The organism is Filifactor villosus, assembly GCF_042652965.1.
Lineage (GTDB): Bacteria > Bacillota > Clostridia > Peptostreptococcales > Filifactoraceae > Filifactor > Filifactor villosus.
In genome coordinates, this window is the sequence record NZ_JBHSHL010000051.1 from 20,871 (window position 1) to 38,876 (window position 18,006).

The window sequence follows — 18,006 nt, forward strand, 5'->3', positions numbered from 1 at the left end:
GATGCTATACATATCAAAAATGCTCGATGATCGTAGAGTAGGGATCACATGAGCTGAAAGTCTATACTATTTCTCCGATAGAGGTGTGGTTATATCCAAGTCTGCAAGCATAAGATTTTATTTTATCGCCTATAGAATAAATGGTATCGATGTAAATGCTTCAAATGGATAATCATATTAAACGGATAGCGCTTTTAGGGTCGCAGTACAGTCTCATAGATTTTTACGACAAGAGGGAAAACAGTCTCTATGGTATAGGATTGTATCTTTTTCAGGTTGTTATCTTTTATCCTGTCGGAGGACAGATCCTTCATAACGCTACTTATAGCTTGAAACAAAGTATCTTCGTCATCCAAGTCAAAGAGGTATCCGTTCTCTGCGTTTTCGATCAGGTCTGAATGGCCTTTTACGTTGGAAGCGAGAACAGGAAGGCCCAAGCTCATCGCTTCCATGATATTGAAGGGAAGACCTTCACTTTTACTTGAACTTATAGAGATGTCACAGGCGCATAGGGTATCTTTGATATCAACGATATACCCCGGAGTGAGGATGACATCTTGGAGATGATCGGAGTGTATTTTTTCTCTACAGAATTCGAGTTTTGTTCCTGTCCCGGCTAATATAAGTTTGATGTAGGGGTGATAGATTTTTATTTTTTTGAAGTTTTCAATCAAAAAGATCTGGTTCTTTCTATCGGAAAATTCCCCGGGATAGATCATGATGATGTCTTCTTTCGATAGTCCCAAATGTTCACGAATGAGGGTTCTCTTTTCCGGGGAGCAGGGAGGGCTACAATGAATTCCCATCCCCGGGATATTTATGATATCATTGGAACACAGTTTGTATTTGACGGCTATCTCAAGGTCCTCGCGGTTCATGGTGAGTAATACGTCGGTTGCGGGAATACAGAGTTTTTCCGCCAAAATGTAAATACATTTTTTGAGAGCGGGGCTGTTGTTTGAGAAGAGGTATCCGTGTGAAATATGGATGAGTTTCGAATGCTTGTTTTTAGACAGCATTAGAGCGACCCGTGTGATAAAGCCCGCTAAAGTGGAGTTACTGATGATCAGGTCATAGTTGTTCTGTGACAGGAGGGCTTTTAACTGAAGGATGCTGCCGATATTTTTTAGAGATAAGATTTTTTTGTAGAAGGTGATGTTAAAAATACGGTCAGCAAAAGGGATGGGTTCTTCTCCTTCAACGGCAACATCGACCATATGTCCTTTGGATTTAAAATACTCAAGATAAGGCAGATGAAAGTTGTTGATATGTGATGCTCTTGAAGCTGTTATAAGTATCTTTTTCATAATAAATTCTCCTTGAAGACGTCAGAGGAAAGTGTTGTGTATGAACACCATCCGTTTGTTCGTGCGATTCATCTCATACTATTGTACTGACATAGTGATATTTAGCTTTATTTCTTATCTCAGTTATAAACCGAAAGAATTCATATCAAAGTCGAAATTACCATAAATTTCAACGTGCGACTATACTAGACATGTTCGCTTTTTTGTTGCTCTGTTTGAAGATTGATACTATTCTTCGATAGAAGTATGGTTATATCTGTTTTGCAACCACGAAAATTCGAGTTCTCTTCTATGGAGTGCAAATCGTTGATATCCATTATTCAAAGGAATAGTAGTATGAAACGGATCGTTGGCCAAGGTTTATAAGGTTCTTTGGTTCTTTTTTCTTATTATAATCGAAGAAGGTTGCTGTGTATAGAGACGAAAAGAAATCTGCGTTCGCTATTGTTTTACAGGAAAATACCAGATAATTCGAAAAATCTGCATAGAATCAGTTTTATGCGAAGGATAAAATTTTTGAAAACATTGATACGATGAATTTTCGTATTTTATAAACTCAGAGAAAAATCGGGAGTTTGACTTTGTGTGAGGTGTTTCCATAGTACTATTTGATCGAGGAGGGTCTGTAGAAGCGATATAAGGGGAAAAATTGATGAAGATGTGTAATGGGAGATATCAGTTTATGGAATGAACGGTTAACAGCGTTGAGAAAGGATCGGGACGTTGGAAGAAAAATACCGTGTAAGTTGCAAGTGGAACAAGTTTTTTGAGTAATGTAGTGTCACTTGTGTTTTTAAAAATAGGGCTTGAAAGACCTGTTATTTTATCATACAATTTAATTAGTTAATGTAAAACTTTGGGAAAATGATATAAGATTTTTTGTGTTGCAAAAAACTACAAGTCTGATACTGAGGCAATACCGCACAAAGGTAAAATTTTGATTTTCTTATGGATTTGTAAAAAATAGAATTCTGTCAAATCAATGCTTTTAAGAAATTCATCATCCCTTTAAAAGTGATGTTATGATGATTTTTTTGAATTATGCGGTGTTTCCCTAAAAGTTATTGGAACTGTCATCGCAGGTATAACAAGGAGGCAAAGGATGTCCGAGATTATCTGTTCAAAAGAAGAAGGGCGAAGAGGTTTGTCCTTAAATGCATTAAAGTATATTGCGGTTGTAGCGATGTTGATCGATCACAGTGCGGTTGCTCTGGTAGATCCCGCGCTTCCCCTGTACTCGCTGATGCGCTGTATCGGCAGGATAACGGGGCCGGTGATGTTTTTTGCTGCTGCGGAGGGCTACCATCATACGAGGGATGTCAAGAAATATTTGGGCAGATTGTTTTTGTTTGCCCTGATCAGCTATGCTCCGTTTCTATACTTCGACAGCGCGGGACAGCTTTCGAATGTGAATTTCTTGTATATGAATGTTATTTTTACGATCTTTTTGGGGGTCCTTGCCATCCATATTCGAAGGACGGTCAAAAATCCCGTGTTGAGAGTTTTTCTGATTGTGGTCTGTGTTGCCTTGAGTTCGCCTGCCGATTGGGGCATCATAGGTGTGATTCTTATCCTGATCTTCGATTATTACTATGGCTACAGAAGGTTTCAATTGTTCGGTTATTTTATTTGGGTCCTGTTTGATCGCGGTTTGCTGAGGTTGCTGGGCGAGGTTTCGGGCTTTATTTTTTACGGAAATCAGCTTCCTTATGACAAGGAGTTTTTGCTGTGGGAAGTTGTCGAATGGGCTGCTGTGCTGCCTTTGATTCTGCTGTGTTTTTATAAGGGAGAAAAAGGGAGAAAAACGGCGTTTTCGAAGTGGTTCTTCTACGTTATCTATCCTTTACATCTTGCAATCTTGGGTTACATAACAAGTCTGTCGTAGAAGGGGCAGAGAGGTGGATATGCAGATAATACGATTCTCCAATTGAAGTGCCGGATATATAGAATATATCATTACCGAAAAACAATTGGGATGATTATACTATGGTAATACCGCATAATTCAAAAAATGGTATAAAATCAATTTTGTACGAAGGATGAAATTCCTAAGGCGGTACCGCACAAAGACAAAATTTTGATTTTCTTATGGATTTTTAAAAAATAACATTCTGTCAAATCAATGCTTTTAAGAAATTCAGCATCCCCTTAGAAGCGATATTACGATGATTTTTTGAATTGTGTGGTGTTTCCTTAAAAATATTGACATGTTCAACCTTTGCGTTTTATAAAATCTAAGAAAAAGCGAAAGGTCCCCTTGAGGGCTGTTTCCTTATTCAAAACGTTGGATTGTCAATTTTATAAAAGGTGGTAGTATAAGAGGGTAAAGACGGAGCTGTTTATCTTTGTGTGTTGCCTCCATACAACCCAATCTCCGGATGAACGGTCAGTGATCGGAATATAAGGTCGGCTACAAATTAAACAGTCATGGTTACAATTTTATAACAAGTATAGGTTTAAAGTTGAAAAAAACAAGGAATTATGCTATCATACTTATGAAAAATCGGTACTTTGTCTGATCGATCTTGGTGCTCCCGTTTTGAGAGCGGAGGTGTTTGCAGTTTCAATAACATCGTTTTGTGCCGAGTCGGGCGGATGAAGATCCGATAAGATTTGTATTAAGGGGACGTAATGGTTTCGACGGGGTCTTGAAGGTTTGAGTTGCGAGTCGTGTAATTCCTCTATCACGTTAATCTCTGAGGAGCTAAATATAAACGCAAACGAAAATAACTTAGTAGCTGCCTAATTGCGGCTTCTGTTCCCTCTAGTCCTCCTGCCGATTAGAGCTGAACATCAACTATGCAGGGAACTGTACCGCGGATATCCGGACGCGGTATAGACCTATTCGGAAGTAGTGAATCTCTAGCCTGTTTTTCGGGCGATTGAAACACGAATCAAAAAACGAAAAACTACACTCGTAGAAGCTTGAATTGAATTGATTTCGGACATGGGTTCGACTCCCATCGTCTCCACCATTGTAAGCCATGAAGCTAAGGAATTCGAGGGACGGTTTGTTCCGTGGAGGAGCTTTCAGTATGATGCAAAGATAGGTCTTAAAACCTTGAAAGAAATTAAGAAAAGTGCCGGCAACTTAGTAAGGAGAATTGTTTTGAAACTCGGAACGAGTTCTTTGAATAATCCGTTACTGTAAGTCATAATTGTTGGCATTCCTTTGTTGCTCAAGGTTCTAACTACAGCCTTTTTGCTTGTCTTATTTTATATATGGGTTTCGTGTCTGTATTTAAAACAGGTGCTCCCCAAAGCTCCGACAACATCTTTATCTTATGGCTTGAAGGATCAATATTTTTTGAATTATCCACTCACATCTTTGTTTTATCTTAAAATAATAAATATTTACAAGGCGGATCTGTGTTTGTAACAACGCCTTCAAGAAGTATTTTATCGATATATCCCTCCAACGGGGTATTCTTAAAACATCAATCCGAGTTTATTCTGAATAGCAAGAAGAGTTTGAATTGCAAAAATTTTATACGTTTAAGTTGTGTGCATCCGATATTTGATGATTTGCGATCGTTTTTCTTTTGGAAGAAACGGATTCAGGAAAATGTCTCCCAGTTCGAAAAAAACAGTATAAAACCTCTTTCGCACAGACATGCAAGATTCTTGAGACGAATTATTTCAAAAGTTTTTTATTTTTTCAAGCAGTGAAAAAGTGGAGGATCAATCGCGGATTTCAACGATTTGAATGAATAATAACTAATAAGAAAATACCACGAAATTTAACAAACATTCTGAAATCAATTTCATACGAAGGACGAGACTTTTGAAAGTGTTGATATGACAAACTTTTATATTTTATAAAATCGAAGAAAAATCAAAAGTTTGTCTCTGTGGGTGTTTATCATATGAAGGTGAAACGCATAAAGGGGTATCTTCTTTCGTTTTTGCTTTATACCGTACAGAAATCTTGTGAAAGGAATGTTTTCGAGTATTTTGTTTTTGCATGAAACCGGTTTCGCTCCATGTTTTCGGATTATGTGTTACTTCCTAAATTGTCTGCCCGTGTTTCATCAGCGGGTCATACTTCGTCAATGAGGAGAAGATGTTTCATATTTGTGGAGGGTTGCTTTGCTTTTATCGAGTTTCGGCAGGCATGGGGGATTACGATATATTTTTCGGTCTTTTTTAATATTTATGTCGTTTGATACTATTTTCCGATAGAAGTGTGGATATATGTGTTTTTGGAACATGAAAATCTGTTTTATCTTCTATGAGTTACACATCGTTTATATCCATAATTTAAAGGAAGAATAGTATGAGACCTTATATGAGGATCGATATGGACAGTTGTAGGTTTTCACTCGATCGGAGGACGAAGGTGACGAAATCGGTCGGCGAGCGCAGCAGCCTACAGTATTTAAACAAACAGGACAAACAAGGTACGGATACACCTCTGAAAGATGAGCTTGGAACTTTTCGGACAACTTTGTGTTTGGGCTTGTTTGATTCATCTCGCAATAAATATAGAAAAAGTGTAAAAAATTAAAAAGGTACAAAAAAACATAAATGAAACAGAAAAATATATCCCTTTGATACCAATAGTTCCACTACCATATACCCCTAATGGGTAAAAAAAGTAATACTTTTGGGTAATAGACAAAATTTTTTTATTTGATTAAAATAAAAATAAGAATGAATAGGTTTGTATTTCTTAAACGGAATTTAAGAATATTCAGACTGTGAGGTGTGGCGATCTCGGTTTTAGGGTCACGGCCAAGGCGTGATGTACAGGATTTGTGACAGACATCATTATTAAACAGTAAGCACATCGGAAGATTTGCCGATTTAAAAAAATTTAACGATATTTGAAGTTTTTCGTCTATCGAAAACACCTTGCTTTTTATCTTGTTGTGGTATATCGAAATGGGTTCAGCTCATACTAGAGAACACCGCTTTTAACGTTTGAGGAAGACTTGTATTGTAAGGGTTTATCAACAAGTTTCAGAATTTCGGTTCAGGTGAACTGAAGAAATTATTCGCAAAAAGAGGTGTTTTCCATGGAGGAAAAAGATTGGCCTGAATATATAGACCTGTGTATTGCCTATCGAATAGTGACATTGTTTTTTTCAACGATAGTGTATGTTGCAATGTCGGTGTATTATAAGGATAGGACAGGGTATCAGATAGTTGTGATGGGGATGGCCGCATCGTGTTTCCTGAGCTCCTGGCTCTACAAAAAAATCGGAAATCGCGAGCCTTGGCTTAGAGTTATGTTTGCTTTGGAAGTCTTTGCTTACGGGGTTTTTACGATGGTAAGCGGAGGTTTTTCCAGTCCCTACCTATGGTATCAGATGAACTGTATTTTGCTGATGATTACCTTGGAAAAGTACATCGGAGTGACGATTTTGGCCTCGGCCTGGTGTTTCTTTACTGTGATTGCGGGTAAGATAGAAAGCGGTCTTACCTATCAGGAACTCAATGTTGCACTGGGAATCATTATAGTGATAGGCGGGTTTTACGTTCTTCGTTTCTATATAGGACGTATCAATGAGCAGAAGACGGAATTGCTCGCTCTCAATGAAAAGTTGGAGGAAGAAAAGGAGAAGAGTGAAGCTGCATTCTTGAAACTCACAGGGGTTTATGAAACCTTTAATCTCTTTGCGATGACAAACCCTGAAAAGATCATAAAGGAATTGCTCCAGTTACTCAAGCGGGCTATTGCACCCGGGGGTTGTATGTTGGTTAAGTTGGACGGTCTGTCTTATCCTCAAAAAATAGAACACCTCGGTTTTTCGCAGGAGGTCGTTGAAGAGCTGCTCAAAGGAATCGGCGAAGATAAGATCAATTCCGTCAGAAACGACGGAGATAACGAGTTTGATCTCCATGCGGAAGGATGTCATTATAGAGTTAGGATCATCGGAGAAGATACCTCGTTGAAGGGACTTTTTATTCGACGTGTTGAAGATATGCAACGAGAGAAGGAAGATTTCTACTGGCAGCTGATCAATGTTATTTTTACCAATCTTGATATCCATGCCCAGTTGGAACGCTTTATTACAATGGAAGAGCAAAATCGTATTGCAAACGAGATTCATGACACCGTGATCCAAAAGCTGTTCGGGGTGGTATGCAGTCTCAAGGTGATGGAGAACAAGGCGAACAGTAAGGAAGACGATGAGTTTAAAGAACACATTGTTATGCTCAAACGTTCGATCGAGCTTACGATGACGGAGCTTAGAGAGAGTATATACGGAAGAAGGTTCAAGGATACCTTCCATACCTTTACGGGAACGATGAAGTTATATATGGAAGAGGCGGAGAGGTTAAGCAATACAAAAATTGAAATGGATATCGACGCAAATTCGGACTATATGTCTCCGGCTCAAAAAATTGCTGTGTACCGTATCTCCTGTGAAGCGGTGAACAATGCGATTCGTCATGGGAATGCCACCATGGTCAATATCATACTCAAGTTGTTTCCCGAGCAGATCGTTCTCAAGGTCGAGGATAACGGAGGGGGCTTTGTCAAAAAGCAGGAAGGGTTGTACGAAGGCAACGGTTTAAAGAATATGAAGAATATAGCGGAGCTCTTGAAGGGAAGATTGGTGCTCGATACTCAAAGTGAAATGGGTATGAAGGTCGAATTGGTTTTACCCAGATAGGAGGATGAAGAAGATATGATAATGGTTTTAGACGATCACCCTATTGCAAGACAAGGTCTGGAAGCAATCATCAAAATGTATAAACCTGAAGAAGATATCGTCCAAGCGGGTACAGTGAGAGAGGCGATGGGTATAATGGAGTCACAAAAACCCGATATGGTGTTTGTGGATATCAACTTGGGTCAGGAAAGCGGCTTTGATTTTCTGGAATGGTTGCAACCGAAGAGAAACGGAACAAAGGTGTTTATGATTACATCATCTTCCAGTGAGAGTGACTTTTTACATGCGAGATCGTTGGGAGTTGACGCCTATCTTTTGAAAGATGCTTTTATTGATGACATCGTCTATAGTCTTAAAGTGATAGAGCGGGGCGGAAAGTTTTATTCTTCCGATCTGATTGCTCAAATGGGTCAGGTAAGTGAAGAGGAAAAGTTGTTGGAAACTCTCACCAAAAGAGAGTTGGAAGTCTTGTTTTTTCTAAACCAGGGCTATTCCAATGCAAAAATAGGAGAAGAACTCTTTGTTTCCGAGGGAACTGTCAAAAAGCACATCTCAAACCTTTTGGGGAAACTCGGACTTGAAAACAGAATGGAAGCCGGACTTTTTTCAAGCAGAAACAGTGAGAAGTTGGAATTGATGGTTAAGTTTGGAGAGGAAGCGATCAGAGAGTTTTCGGGATAACAGAACAGTTTTGATTTGAACAAAAAATTGATTTCTTGCTAAGGATAGAGCAACGGGAGGTTAAAAATTATGAGAAAAGTGAGAAGGACAAGGGCAAAGAAGTTCTTGATCATTTCGGTATTGATGGCGGGAATGGTAACGGTAGGTGCCAGTTATGCAACGTGGAATTCTGGTTTGAGTATAGATGCCAAGATCAATACAGGAAGCATGGACGTTCTCTTTAGAGACTTTGTTCAAGAAAAGTACCGAGCATCTTTGGTGGATGTTGACGGGAGAGAAAAAGTAAAGTTAAATGCGGACTTTCTCATGGAGGAACAGGGTAAAAAGATGAGGGTGTCTTTCAAGACGGGACTACCTCTGACAGAGCTTGTGCAAGGGGATCTTATAAGGATCGACTTCCCTTTGATTCCTTCCCCGGAAAGTACGGTCAAATTTTTCGCCAATGCTGAGATAGATCTCAGCAAAGAAGGAGAACTTGTCGAGATGAAGTATGATAAGGCAATGGTGCTTTCCAACTCCGAGCTTTATTCAACGGATGTGTTGGAAGCAATTTTTACACAGGACTTGAAATTTGATCTGTACCGTACAGTCAGTCCTGAATACGGAGCAGAAAAAGGTGCCTCAATAGGGACTATTTTGTTGAAGCTTCGAAATGAAAGTATTCAAAGCTTAGAAGACTTGCCTCAGACACTTACATTTAAGCAATCCGAATTACAGAGGATGACCACCTTGACCGACGAGGAAAGAGCGGAGTTTCAGCAAGACGGGATTGTAGTTTCATACACATGTGAACTCCCGTTTTATTTAGAACAGAGCGAGGCTCAGGCGTTTTCTAACGAGGAGTAGGGATTAAGGAGGAACTTAAGATGAAACGAAGTATAGCTTTTTTCGTTGCAACGGTATTGATCGCAATGCCGATTACGAAGGTATATGCGTTCTGGACCGATAAATTGGATGTGGATCTTACCGCCATGTTTATCTATCCGACCGAAATCCTGGTGGAAGAAGATGAACAACTCAATAATTTGAATCCGATTTTGCCGTTGGAAGAAAATCCGGGGGTGATTGAAGGAGACACTTCAACGGAGCAGACCCAACCCGATCTGCAAACTCCGGAGGTTGAAAACAAAGATTTGTTGCAGTCGGCTGAAGAGACAGCACCGGTTCAGGATGTTCAAAACGAACCGATTATAGAAGAACAAGTGGAGACGGAGCAGGGGGAGATCAATAATGATGCAGTCTCTGAAGAGGTGGGTTCATAAAAGTCCGGCCGACATAAATAAAGACAGCAACTACAAAAAGTTTTTTATTCTCTTTCTTGTGTTGCTGTCAGTGTCTGCGATTCCTCAATGGAGGGTCAAACTGAATAATGTCTTCTATATATCATTGTTTTACTGGGGGGTTGTACTGTTTTTGATGTCGACCATAGTTCCAAGTGTTCATATACCGGGAAGAGAGACGATAAGGGATTCGATTCGCGGTTATGCAATTATGGGAGCGGGAGTCTACATTGCGATCAACTTTATTATCGGAGTGATCTTAAAACAGTTGAAAGCAACCCCCTATGATATATCGCCAAAAGGGATCTTTATCAATCTTATGATCATCATTCCCGCCCTGCTCGCAAGAGAAAAAATAAGGGCCTATGGGATCGGAACGATATGGCGTGTAATGCGGTATAGGAAGCTCGGTATTGTTGTGTTCACCATAGTGATGGCATTGACGGAGATCCACCTGGGAAAGATACAAAAACTCAATAGTACAGAAGACGTTGTAATGTACTTACTATGTGATGTTTTGGTGGTATTTGCAATGAATTATTTGATGTCGGTGCTTGTATTTTATGGAGGAAGCAGGGCATCCATCTATTATTTCGGTGTAGTACAACTGTTTGAAAAATGTTTTCCGTTTTTACCGGAGATTCCTTGGATCGCTACAGGAGCAATCGGAATCATGTTTCCGATATTTTTCGGGACCTATCTTGCAGAACGTTCTGCTATTGAGAAAGAAGAAAAAAGACAGGAGGATCCCAAGGGAGATTTCGGTTATATAGCTCTTTTGACCTTATCCATCTTGTTTTCGTGGTTTAGTGTGGGCGTGTTCCACGTATATCCGTCCACCGTATTGACCGGAAGTATGGAGCCTATGATCTATCCGGGAGATGTGATCCTGATCCAAAAAATGTTGAAAGAAGAAGATGTCAGCTCTCTAAAAGAGGGAGATGTCATCAATTTTCAACGGGGGAAGATTACAATCACACATAGGATAGAAAAAGTTTTGAAAGACGAGGCGGGGAATATATCGTTCGTCACCAAGGGAGACAACAATAAAAGCAGGGATGAAGAGATTGTAATGCCTAATGATGTTAAGGGGATTGTAGTACAGGTAGTGCCGAAGATAGGAATACCTATCCTGCTGGCTAAAAGTGGAGAGGCGGTACCGGAAGGAGTTATTGACTATGAAGAAGGAAATAATGGGAAGTGAGAATTCACAAACTCAGGATGTCGATATGGGGCAGGGAACAGATCGGAAACAAAAGAAAGATCATGCTGACAAACCTCGCAGAGAAATGAAGAAGTTTGGGATTCAAAGAAAAAAAAGGCGTATTTCTCTTCTGCTCGGCATAGTGCTCCTGGTCATAGGCGGTATCGGTTTGTTAAGGTTTGCCCTCCCGAGGGAGCAGGAACAGCAGGTAAATCTTGCTACTTATAAGATAACGGCGGATTCCACTCACAGGGTCCATCTAAAGCCCAATTCCTTATTTTCAAATGAGTGGATGGAAGAGGGAATGTTGTATCCGGATCGGTTGACGGACTTTTTGGAGATCAAATTGAATCTCGAAGGAATCCTCACAAAGGAACAGAAAATATCCGGAGAGTATGAGATCAGTGCATTGTTGGAAGGCTTCCAGATGCGTTCGGAAGAGAAGAAAACGATTTATGAAAGACGTTATTCTTTGAAAAAAGTAACGGTGGAAGAAAGCACGACCAACCATGTGTCATTTGAGGAAGTCATTCGTATCACCCCTTCTGCTCATGTGAAGTTTGCAGAAGAGGCGGAAGCTGTTCTTGGAGGTAGAACTTCGAGAGGTCTCTACGTTATTTTGGATGGAACTTTTCTCATAGCGGATCAGGAAAAAAAGATCTCTTATAAAATTCCCATTCCGGTGGAGGGAGAGCAGTTCTATGAAATAAAGAAACCGGAACCTCTGGCGGAAAACGGAGAGATCACGGAGACCTCTACCGTAAGTTCTGTGCCTGCCTTGTCGGAATATATCTTGTTTTTGCTTCTCGTTTTGGCGGGCCTTGTACTTTTAGTTGTCATAGCCGTTTTTACAAGAGATTTACGGGCGGATGAACTTTGGAAGGTCAATCTGTTGAAAGTTATGAGAAAGTATGGAAGCCGGATGGTTTGTCTGGAAGAGTTACCCGAGACAGGAGATCGAAAGGTGTTGTCGATCAAAAATATGCGAAGCATGGTGGAACTTGCCGAAGAGGTAAGGGAGCCGGTACTCTATTGTTTGGGAGAGAACGAACTCCCGAAGGATGGGATTTTCTGCGTTTTGGGGAAAGAGTATATTTATATGCTTAAGTTTAACGAGAGAGATACGAGTATTTAAGAACTTCTGTAGAAGCTGAGCGGCAATTGCTGAAAGCAAGAAATTTTGTCTTTTGATGAAAGTTTCTTGTCTTAAGGAGAGATTGCATAATTTACAAAAAAGTATAGGTCAGCTTTTGTACAAAAAATAAAAATTTTGGACATGTGTAGTTCATAGGCTTATCATACTCCGCAAAACAATTAAAAATGTACGGTGTTTCCTTTCTTAAGGAGAACTCCAGCATCCGAAAAATTTTAAAATATTTAAAAATAACGGTTGACAAGCAGAAAAAATGTGATATACTTGTCTACAAGTTCAATAAGAAATGCTGAGAAGAGAAGAGTACTTTGCAGGAATATGTACAGAGAGGTCGGTTAGGTGAAAGCGACTCATAGGACGGCAGACGAATATGGTCTTGGAGCAGTGCAGTCGATAGTTAGACTGCAACGGGAAGTGCCCGTTACAGCACGACGGTATGACGAGTGATCAAGTACCGGGAAAGGTCGGAGCAGTGATGTTTCGATAAAGAAAGGTGGTACCGCGATATTGTCGCCCTTTTTGTTCACATAGAACAAAAAGGGCTTTTTTATTGGACGGATGTGGGAGAGGTTGACTTCCCCGGATATTCGGTATTATATTCGTGTACTGATATCCATGTGATACTATTATCTATTAAAATTGACAGGTTAAATGCTTTGAAGCATATCATCCTCAAATTGTTTTTTGGCAATGACGGATGTTTCATACCCGACATTCCGAACGGAGAATAGTATGAATTATGGATATCGCCGATGTATGCTCCATAGGAGATAAAACGAGTTTGTGTGCTCGCAGAACAAATACAACCACAGTCCTATCGGAGAATAGTATTACCCATTTTAAACGGTGTTATCGATGATCCGTACTCCGTAAGTGTCGAAACGATGTTTCGCATTTGAAGAGTATCGGCACACTGCGATCAGGGTTTGGGTAAGTGAGAGAGGAATTAGAAGTACAATAGAAGGAGGAGATGCAGTGTCGATAAAAGAGGTAAGATTAAGCAAAGAGGTGGAGGAAATCTCACAGCAGATCATTGAGTGGAGGAGACACTTCCACAGGAATCCCGAACTGAGCCTTAAGGAGTTCAAGACTTCGGCAAAGGTCAAAGCTTTGCTTGAAGAGTGGGGAGTCCCCTATCAGGGTGTAGGTCAGACAGGAGTGTTGGCAACGATAAAAGGAGGTTTGGGAGAGGGATCCACCATCTTGCTGCGCGCCGATATGGACGCTCTGGAACTCGATGACAAAACGCAGTGTTCCTACACCTCGCAGAATGAAGGAGTCAACCATGCCTGCGGACACGACGGACACACGGCCTCTCTGTTGGGAGCGGTCAAGGTGTTAAAGGATAAGGAGTTCAAGGGGACGATAAAATTTGCCTTCCAAGCTGCCGAAGAGGTGGGTCTGGGAGCCAAGGAGTTTATCGACGGGGGACATCTTCAGGGAGTTGATCTTGCGTTCGGCATCCACCTTCATTCTCCGATGGAAGTCGGAAAAGTCATTGCGGCGGTAGGCCCCAGAAGCGCCTCCTGCGATATCTTCGAGATAGAGGTAAGCGGAGAGAGCGCCCATTGCTCCAAACCTCACGAGGGAAGGGATGCTCTGATGGCAGGATCTCATATAGCGGTATCCTTGCAGAGCATCGTTTCAAGAAGGATCGATCCCTTGCATCCTGTCGTTATAGCCATCGGAGAAATGCATGCGGGAACCAAGTACAACATCGTGGCGGGCAAGGCCCTTCTCAAAGGCACCCTTCGCGCCTTCGAACCCAAGACGAGGGAGTTGGCCTTGGAGCAGATCGAACAGGTCGCACAGGACACCGCCAAGATCTACGGAACGACGGCGGAGTTTCGAAACTTTGCAGCCTCTCCCTCTCTGATTAACAAGGAGAAGGAAGTCGAACTCGCTAAGAAGGTCCTTATGAATATCGTAGGAGAAGACAATATCGTGGAGCACATGCCCGCCTCCTTGGGCGGAGAAGACTTCGCAGACTTTTTGGAATACGTGCCGGGACTGTTCCTGCACGTGGGCACGAGAAACCTCGAGGATGAGGGGACGTGGTATCCTCATCATCACGAGAGATTTGATATTGATGAACGCGCATTGCCGATAGCAACACAGATCCATGTGGATACGGCACTTGCGTTTTTGGCACAGGAATAAATTGTAATGTAAACGGAGGAGAAAGAAATGAAAAAACTATTTACACTGGTATTGACAGGACTATTGGTAACGGGATTGTTCGCAGGTTGCGGAGCAAAACAGGAACAAACACAGGAGCAGACTCCGGCGGAAACGACCGAAACTGCCGAAACACCTGCGGAAACGGTAACTTTGAAGGTCGGAGCAACTCCGATCCCTCATGAAGAATTGCTCAAGTTTGTTGCTCCGAAGTTGGAAGAACAGGGGATCAAACTGGAAGTAGTTACCTTCACCGACTATGTGCAGCCAAACGTAGCCTTGGCTGACGGACAGCTGGATGCGAACTTCTTTCAACACGTTCCCTACCTCGACAGCTATAATGCAAGCAACCAAACGAACTTGGTCTCCGCAGGCAACATCCATGTGGAGCCCCTTGCCCTATACTCTCAGAAGGTAAAATCCGTATCCGAACTCGCAGCGGGAGCGACCGTTGCCATCCCCAACGACCCTACAAACTGCGGTCGTGCCTTGATTCTGCTTCAAGCTAAGGGTATCATCAAACTGTCCGAGACGGCAGGTCTTGAGGCAACGGAAAAAGACGTGGTTGAAAACCCGTCCAACCTTGTATTCAAACCGGTAGAAGCGGCTCAATTGCCCAGAATTTTGGCGGAAGTCGATGCAGCGGTTATCAACGGAAACTATGCGATCGAATCCGGTCTTGTTCCGACTAACGATGCCCTTCTGCTAAAAGACGGCGAGGAAGACAGAGTAATCGAAGGAGCCGAGTCTCCCTATGCAAACATCATTACGGTAAGAGAGGGAGAAGAAAACAACGAGAACATCAAAAAGTTGGTAGAAACTCTTCAAAGTGAAGAAGTCAAGAAGTTTATCGAAGAAAAATACAACGGCGGTGTCGTTCCTGCATTCTAAAGGACAAAGGGCGGCGTGATCCGGTGCAAACGCCGGTGGTGTATAAGCTCTGAAAATAATTTAAGTGTAAGAAGAGCTGGCCCTGTCAGTATCCGAAAACTGATAAAAAAGACAGAGAGTTTCCCGGAAGAAGCGGGAGACCTCTGTTTTTTTGTCGCTATATTGATTAGGATCATTACAATACTATTATTCATTTGAACTATGGATATCACCGATTTATACTCTGTAAGCGATAAGAGGAATTTGTGTGGCTCCAAGGTGTGGAGATATCTATCTTGTGACTGGGGAAAACAGTTTTATCTTCTATGGGTCAAAGATCGTTGATATCCGCAACTCAAGGAATAATAGTATCAAAACTGTAGAATTTGAACGTTTGTCCTACCAAGTTCATCCCCGGGCTACTTCGCCTCTCGTCCAGTGCTTATAGCCTTCTTTTCTCCAAGATAATCAAAATTTAGGCCTATGTTTGTTTCACAAATAACATATTTGTGATAAAATAAAAGCGTAAATTCTAAAATGAAATGAGGAGGTTGGATATGGAACGAATCAAGAAGTTGAGAGAGTATATGAGTAAGAATAATCTCGATGCCGTCTGGATCACGAAATCGGAGAATATGAGATATTACGCAGGTTTTACAGGCACAGAAGGCTCTGCGCTCGTAACGGAGAAAGAGTGTTTCTTTTTTGCGGACTTTCGTTATACGAAACAGGCAACTGCACAGTGCGTAGGTTATGAGATCAAGACGATATCTTTTGATAAACCGGTATATGATTATCTCAAAGAACTGGCAGTCGGGCAAGTGGGTTTTGAAGATGAGGCGATGAGTGTATCTCAATACAAACAGTTGATCAGGGTTGTCGATGAGAACAGACTTCACGGCTTGAAAAATGCACTCACCTTGCTAAGAGCAATCAAGTTTGAAGACGAGATTGAGCTGATCAGACAGGCGGCCGCCATTGCGGACAAGGGCTTTGAATATGTGCTCGGTATCGTCAAACCGGGAATGACGGAGAAAGAGTTGGCCTTGGAGCTGGAGTTTTTTATGAGACGACAAGGAGCTTCGGGACTTTCCTTCGATACCATTGTCGCATCCGGAATTCGTTCCAGTATGCCGCACGGGGTCGCAAGCGACAAGGTAATAGAAGCAAACGACCTTCTGACCTTGGACTTCGGTTGCATCTACAAAGGATACTGCTCCGACATGACGAGGACCTTCGTCGTAGGAAAGGCAAGCGAGAGACAAAGAGAACTCTACCACATCGTCTTGGATGCACAGTTGCAGGTGCTTGAAGGCATCAAACCGGGAGCGTCTTGCAGGGAATTGGATGCAATCTCAAGGAAGGTCATCGGAGAAGCGGGATATGCGGACTTTTACGGCCACGGTCTGGGCCATGGAGTCGGAGTCGAGGTACATGAACTGCCCATCCTGAATCCGAAGTCCGATTTTATCTTAGAGAAGAATATGATTATTACCGATGAGCCGGGAATCTACCTTCCCGATTTCGGAGGTGTAAGGATCGAAGACTTGATTTTGGTAACCGAGAACGGATACGAACTCCTCTCTCGATCGCCGAAAGAGTTTATAGAAATTAATTAATTGGAGGGGAATCAATGATTTCAGCAGGAGAATTTAGAAAAGGTATCACGTTTGAAATGGATGGACAGCCTTATTTGGTCGTGGACTTCCAACACGTTAAACCGGGAAAAGGAGCGGCCTTCGTACGTACCAAATACAGAAACTTGGTGACGGGAGTGCTCAGAGAAGAGACCTTCAACCCCAACGACAAATATCCGCCGGCACCGATTGAGACCAGAGAGATGGAGTATCTCTACAATGACGGAGAACTCTACTACTTTATGGATCAGGAGACCTATGAGCAGATCCCTTTGAACTACGAACAGGTGGAAGATGCCATTCGTTATCTCAAAGAAAACGATAAGGTCGTCATCCGTTTTTACAAAGGAAATGCCTTCCAGGTGGATGCACCCAATTTTGTGGAACTGACCGTGACCGAAACGGAACCGGGAGTAAAAGGAGATACAGCGACCAACGTTACCAAAAACGCAGTCGTTGAAACCGGAGCGACAGTACAAGTGCCCATGTTTATTAACGAAGGCGATAAAATTAAGATTGATACACGTTCGGGAGAATATCTTTCTCGTGTATAAGTTGAAGTTTTATGATATGATAAATAAGGGTATATACCAAAAGGGTTTTTTTGATATTGGAAGCATATAAAAGGAGAGATGAGCATGGAATATTTGTATGAGAGAGTTGCTTATTTAAGGGGTCTGTGCGACGGCATGGATATTTCAAGTGACAGCAAAGAGGGAAGACTTTTGATGGAGATCATCAACGTGCTCGGGGAATTCTCCGATGCGATGGTCGATTTGGAAGAAGAACAGTTGGAGCTTGGCGAGTATGTAGAATCCATCGATGAGGATCTGTCCGACTTGGAAGCGGACTTCTACGACCTTGACGAGGAAGACTGGGACTACGATGATGAGGACTGGGATGATGAAGAATGGGAACTGTGTGATGACGATTGGGACGATGAAGGTGTACACGTTTGTTCCTGCGGAAAAAATCACGCAGAAGAGGATGGCGACTTGGAAGGTTAGTTAAAAGAAGGTCAAACAGTCCCTCTGCATAAGGGCGGAGGAACGGAGTTTTGACATGACAGGACC

General features: G+C 41.9%; 13 protein-coding genes, 1 other RNA gene and 1 other annotated feature. Of the genes, 13 read left to right on the plus strand and 1 reads right to left on the minus strand.

What is annotated here, in order from left to right; genetic code table 11:
* Window positions 1–194 precede the first annotated feature (194 nt).
* Window positions 195–1,307: a glycosyltransferase gene (locus ACFO4R_RS10355; RefSeq protein ID WP_379789037.1), complete on the minus strand. Its 1,113-nt coding sequence runs from the start codon at window positions 1,305–1,307 to the stop codon at window positions 195–197.
* A 1,102-nt stretch (window positions 1,308–2,409) separates the two neighbouring features.
* Between ACFO4R_RS10355 and ACFO4R_RS10360 the strand changes: the two genes are divergently transcribed.
* The 13 genes from ACFO4R_RS10360 (at window position 2,410) to ACFO4R_RS10420 (ending at window position 17,940) form a co-directional block, all read left to right on the plus strand.
* Complete coding sequence (locus ACFO4R_RS10360; RefSeq protein WP_379789038.1) at window positions 2,410–3,192, plus strand: TraX family protein; 783 nt, start codon at window positions 2,410–2,412, stop codon at window positions 3,190–3,192.
* A 737-nt stretch (window positions 3,193–3,929) separates the two neighbouring features.
* Window positions 3,930–4,282: a transfer-messenger RNA gene (gene ssrA, locus ACFO4R_RS10365) on the plus strand.
* Between the two features lie 2,043 nt (window positions 4,283–6,325).
* Window positions 6,326–7,930: a histidine kinase gene (locus tag ACFO4R_RS10370; protein ID WP_379789039.1), complete on the plus strand. Its 1,605-nt coding sequence runs from the start codon at window positions 6,326–6,328 to the stop codon at window positions 7,928–7,930.
* A gap of 15 nt (window positions 7,931–7,945) precedes the next feature.
* The gene (locus ACFO4R_RS10375) at window positions 7,946–8,611 is read left to right on the plus strand and encodes a response regulator (RefSeq protein ID WP_379789040.1); all 666 of its coding nucleotides are present in this window, start codon (window positions 7,946–7,948) and stop codon (window positions 8,609–8,611) included.
* A 69-nt stretch (window positions 8,612–8,680) separates the two neighbouring features.
* Window positions 8,681–9,457: a hypothetical protein gene (locus ACFO4R_RS10380; protein WP_379789041.1), complete on the plus strand. Its 777-nt coding sequence runs from the start codon at window positions 8,681–8,683 to the stop codon at window positions 9,455–9,457.
* A gap of 20 nt (window positions 9,458–9,477) precedes the next feature.
* The gene (locus ACFO4R_RS10385) at window positions 9,478–9,873 is read left to right on the plus strand and encodes a hypothetical protein (RefSeq protein WP_379789042.1); all 396 of its coding nucleotides are present in this window, start codon (window positions 9,478–9,480) and stop codon (window positions 9,871–9,873) included.
* On the plus strand, window positions 9,842–11,095 hold the full coding sequence (locus ACFO4R_RS10390; RefSeq protein WP_379789043.1) for a signal peptidase I: 1,254 nt from the start codon (window positions 9,842–9,844) through the stop codon (window positions 11,093–11,095). Before ACFO4R_RS10385 ends, ACFO4R_RS10390 begins: the two co-directional genes overlap by 32 nt.
* Window positions 11,070–12,230 (plus strand): DUF5305 family protein, encoded by a 1,161-nt coding sequence (locus tag ACFO4R_RS10395; RefSeq protein WP_379789044.1) that lies wholly within the window; start codon window positions 11,070–11,072, stop codon window positions 12,228–12,230. The genes ACFO4R_RS10390 and ACFO4R_RS10395 overlap by 26 nt, the downstream gene beginning before the upstream one ends.
* 300 nt (window positions 12,231–12,530) lie before the next feature.
* Window positions 12,531–12,769 (plus strand) — a binding site (T-box leader).
* A 454-nt stretch (window positions 12,770–13,223) separates the two neighbouring features.
* Window positions 13,224–14,408: a M20 metallopeptidase family protein gene (locus ACFO4R_RS10400; RefSeq protein WP_379789045.1), complete on the plus strand. Its 1,185-nt coding sequence runs from the start codon at window positions 13,224–13,226 to the stop codon at window positions 14,406–14,408.
* Window positions 14,409–14,435: 27 nt separating this feature from the next.
* Complete coding sequence (locus ACFO4R_RS10405; RefSeq protein WP_379789046.1) at window positions 14,436–15,317, plus strand: MetQ/NlpA family ABC transporter substrate-binding protein; 882 nt, start codon at window positions 14,436–14,438, stop codon at window positions 15,315–15,317.
* A gap of 536 nt (window positions 15,318–15,853) precedes the next feature.
* On the plus strand, window positions 15,854–16,915 hold the full coding sequence (locus ACFO4R_RS10410) for a M24 family metallopeptidase (protein WP_379789047.1): 1,062 nt from the start codon (window positions 15,854–15,856) through the stop codon (window positions 16,913–16,915).
* Window positions 16,916–16,929: 14 nt separating this feature from the next.
* On the plus strand, window positions 16,930–17,487 hold the full coding sequence (efp, locus tag ACFO4R_RS10415) for an elongation factor P (RefSeq protein WP_379789048.1): 558 nt from the start codon (window positions 16,930–16,932) through the stop codon (window positions 17,485–17,487).
* Between the two features lie 84 nt (window positions 17,488–17,571).
* Window positions 17,572–17,940 carry a CD1247 N-terminal domain-containing protein gene (locus tag ACFO4R_RS10420; RefSeq protein WP_379789049.1) on the plus strand — a complete coding sequence of 123 codons (369 nt, stop codon included), beginning with the start codon at window positions 17,572–17,574 and terminating at the stop codon, window positions 17,938–17,940.
* Window positions 17,941–18,006 lie beyond the last annotated feature (66 nt).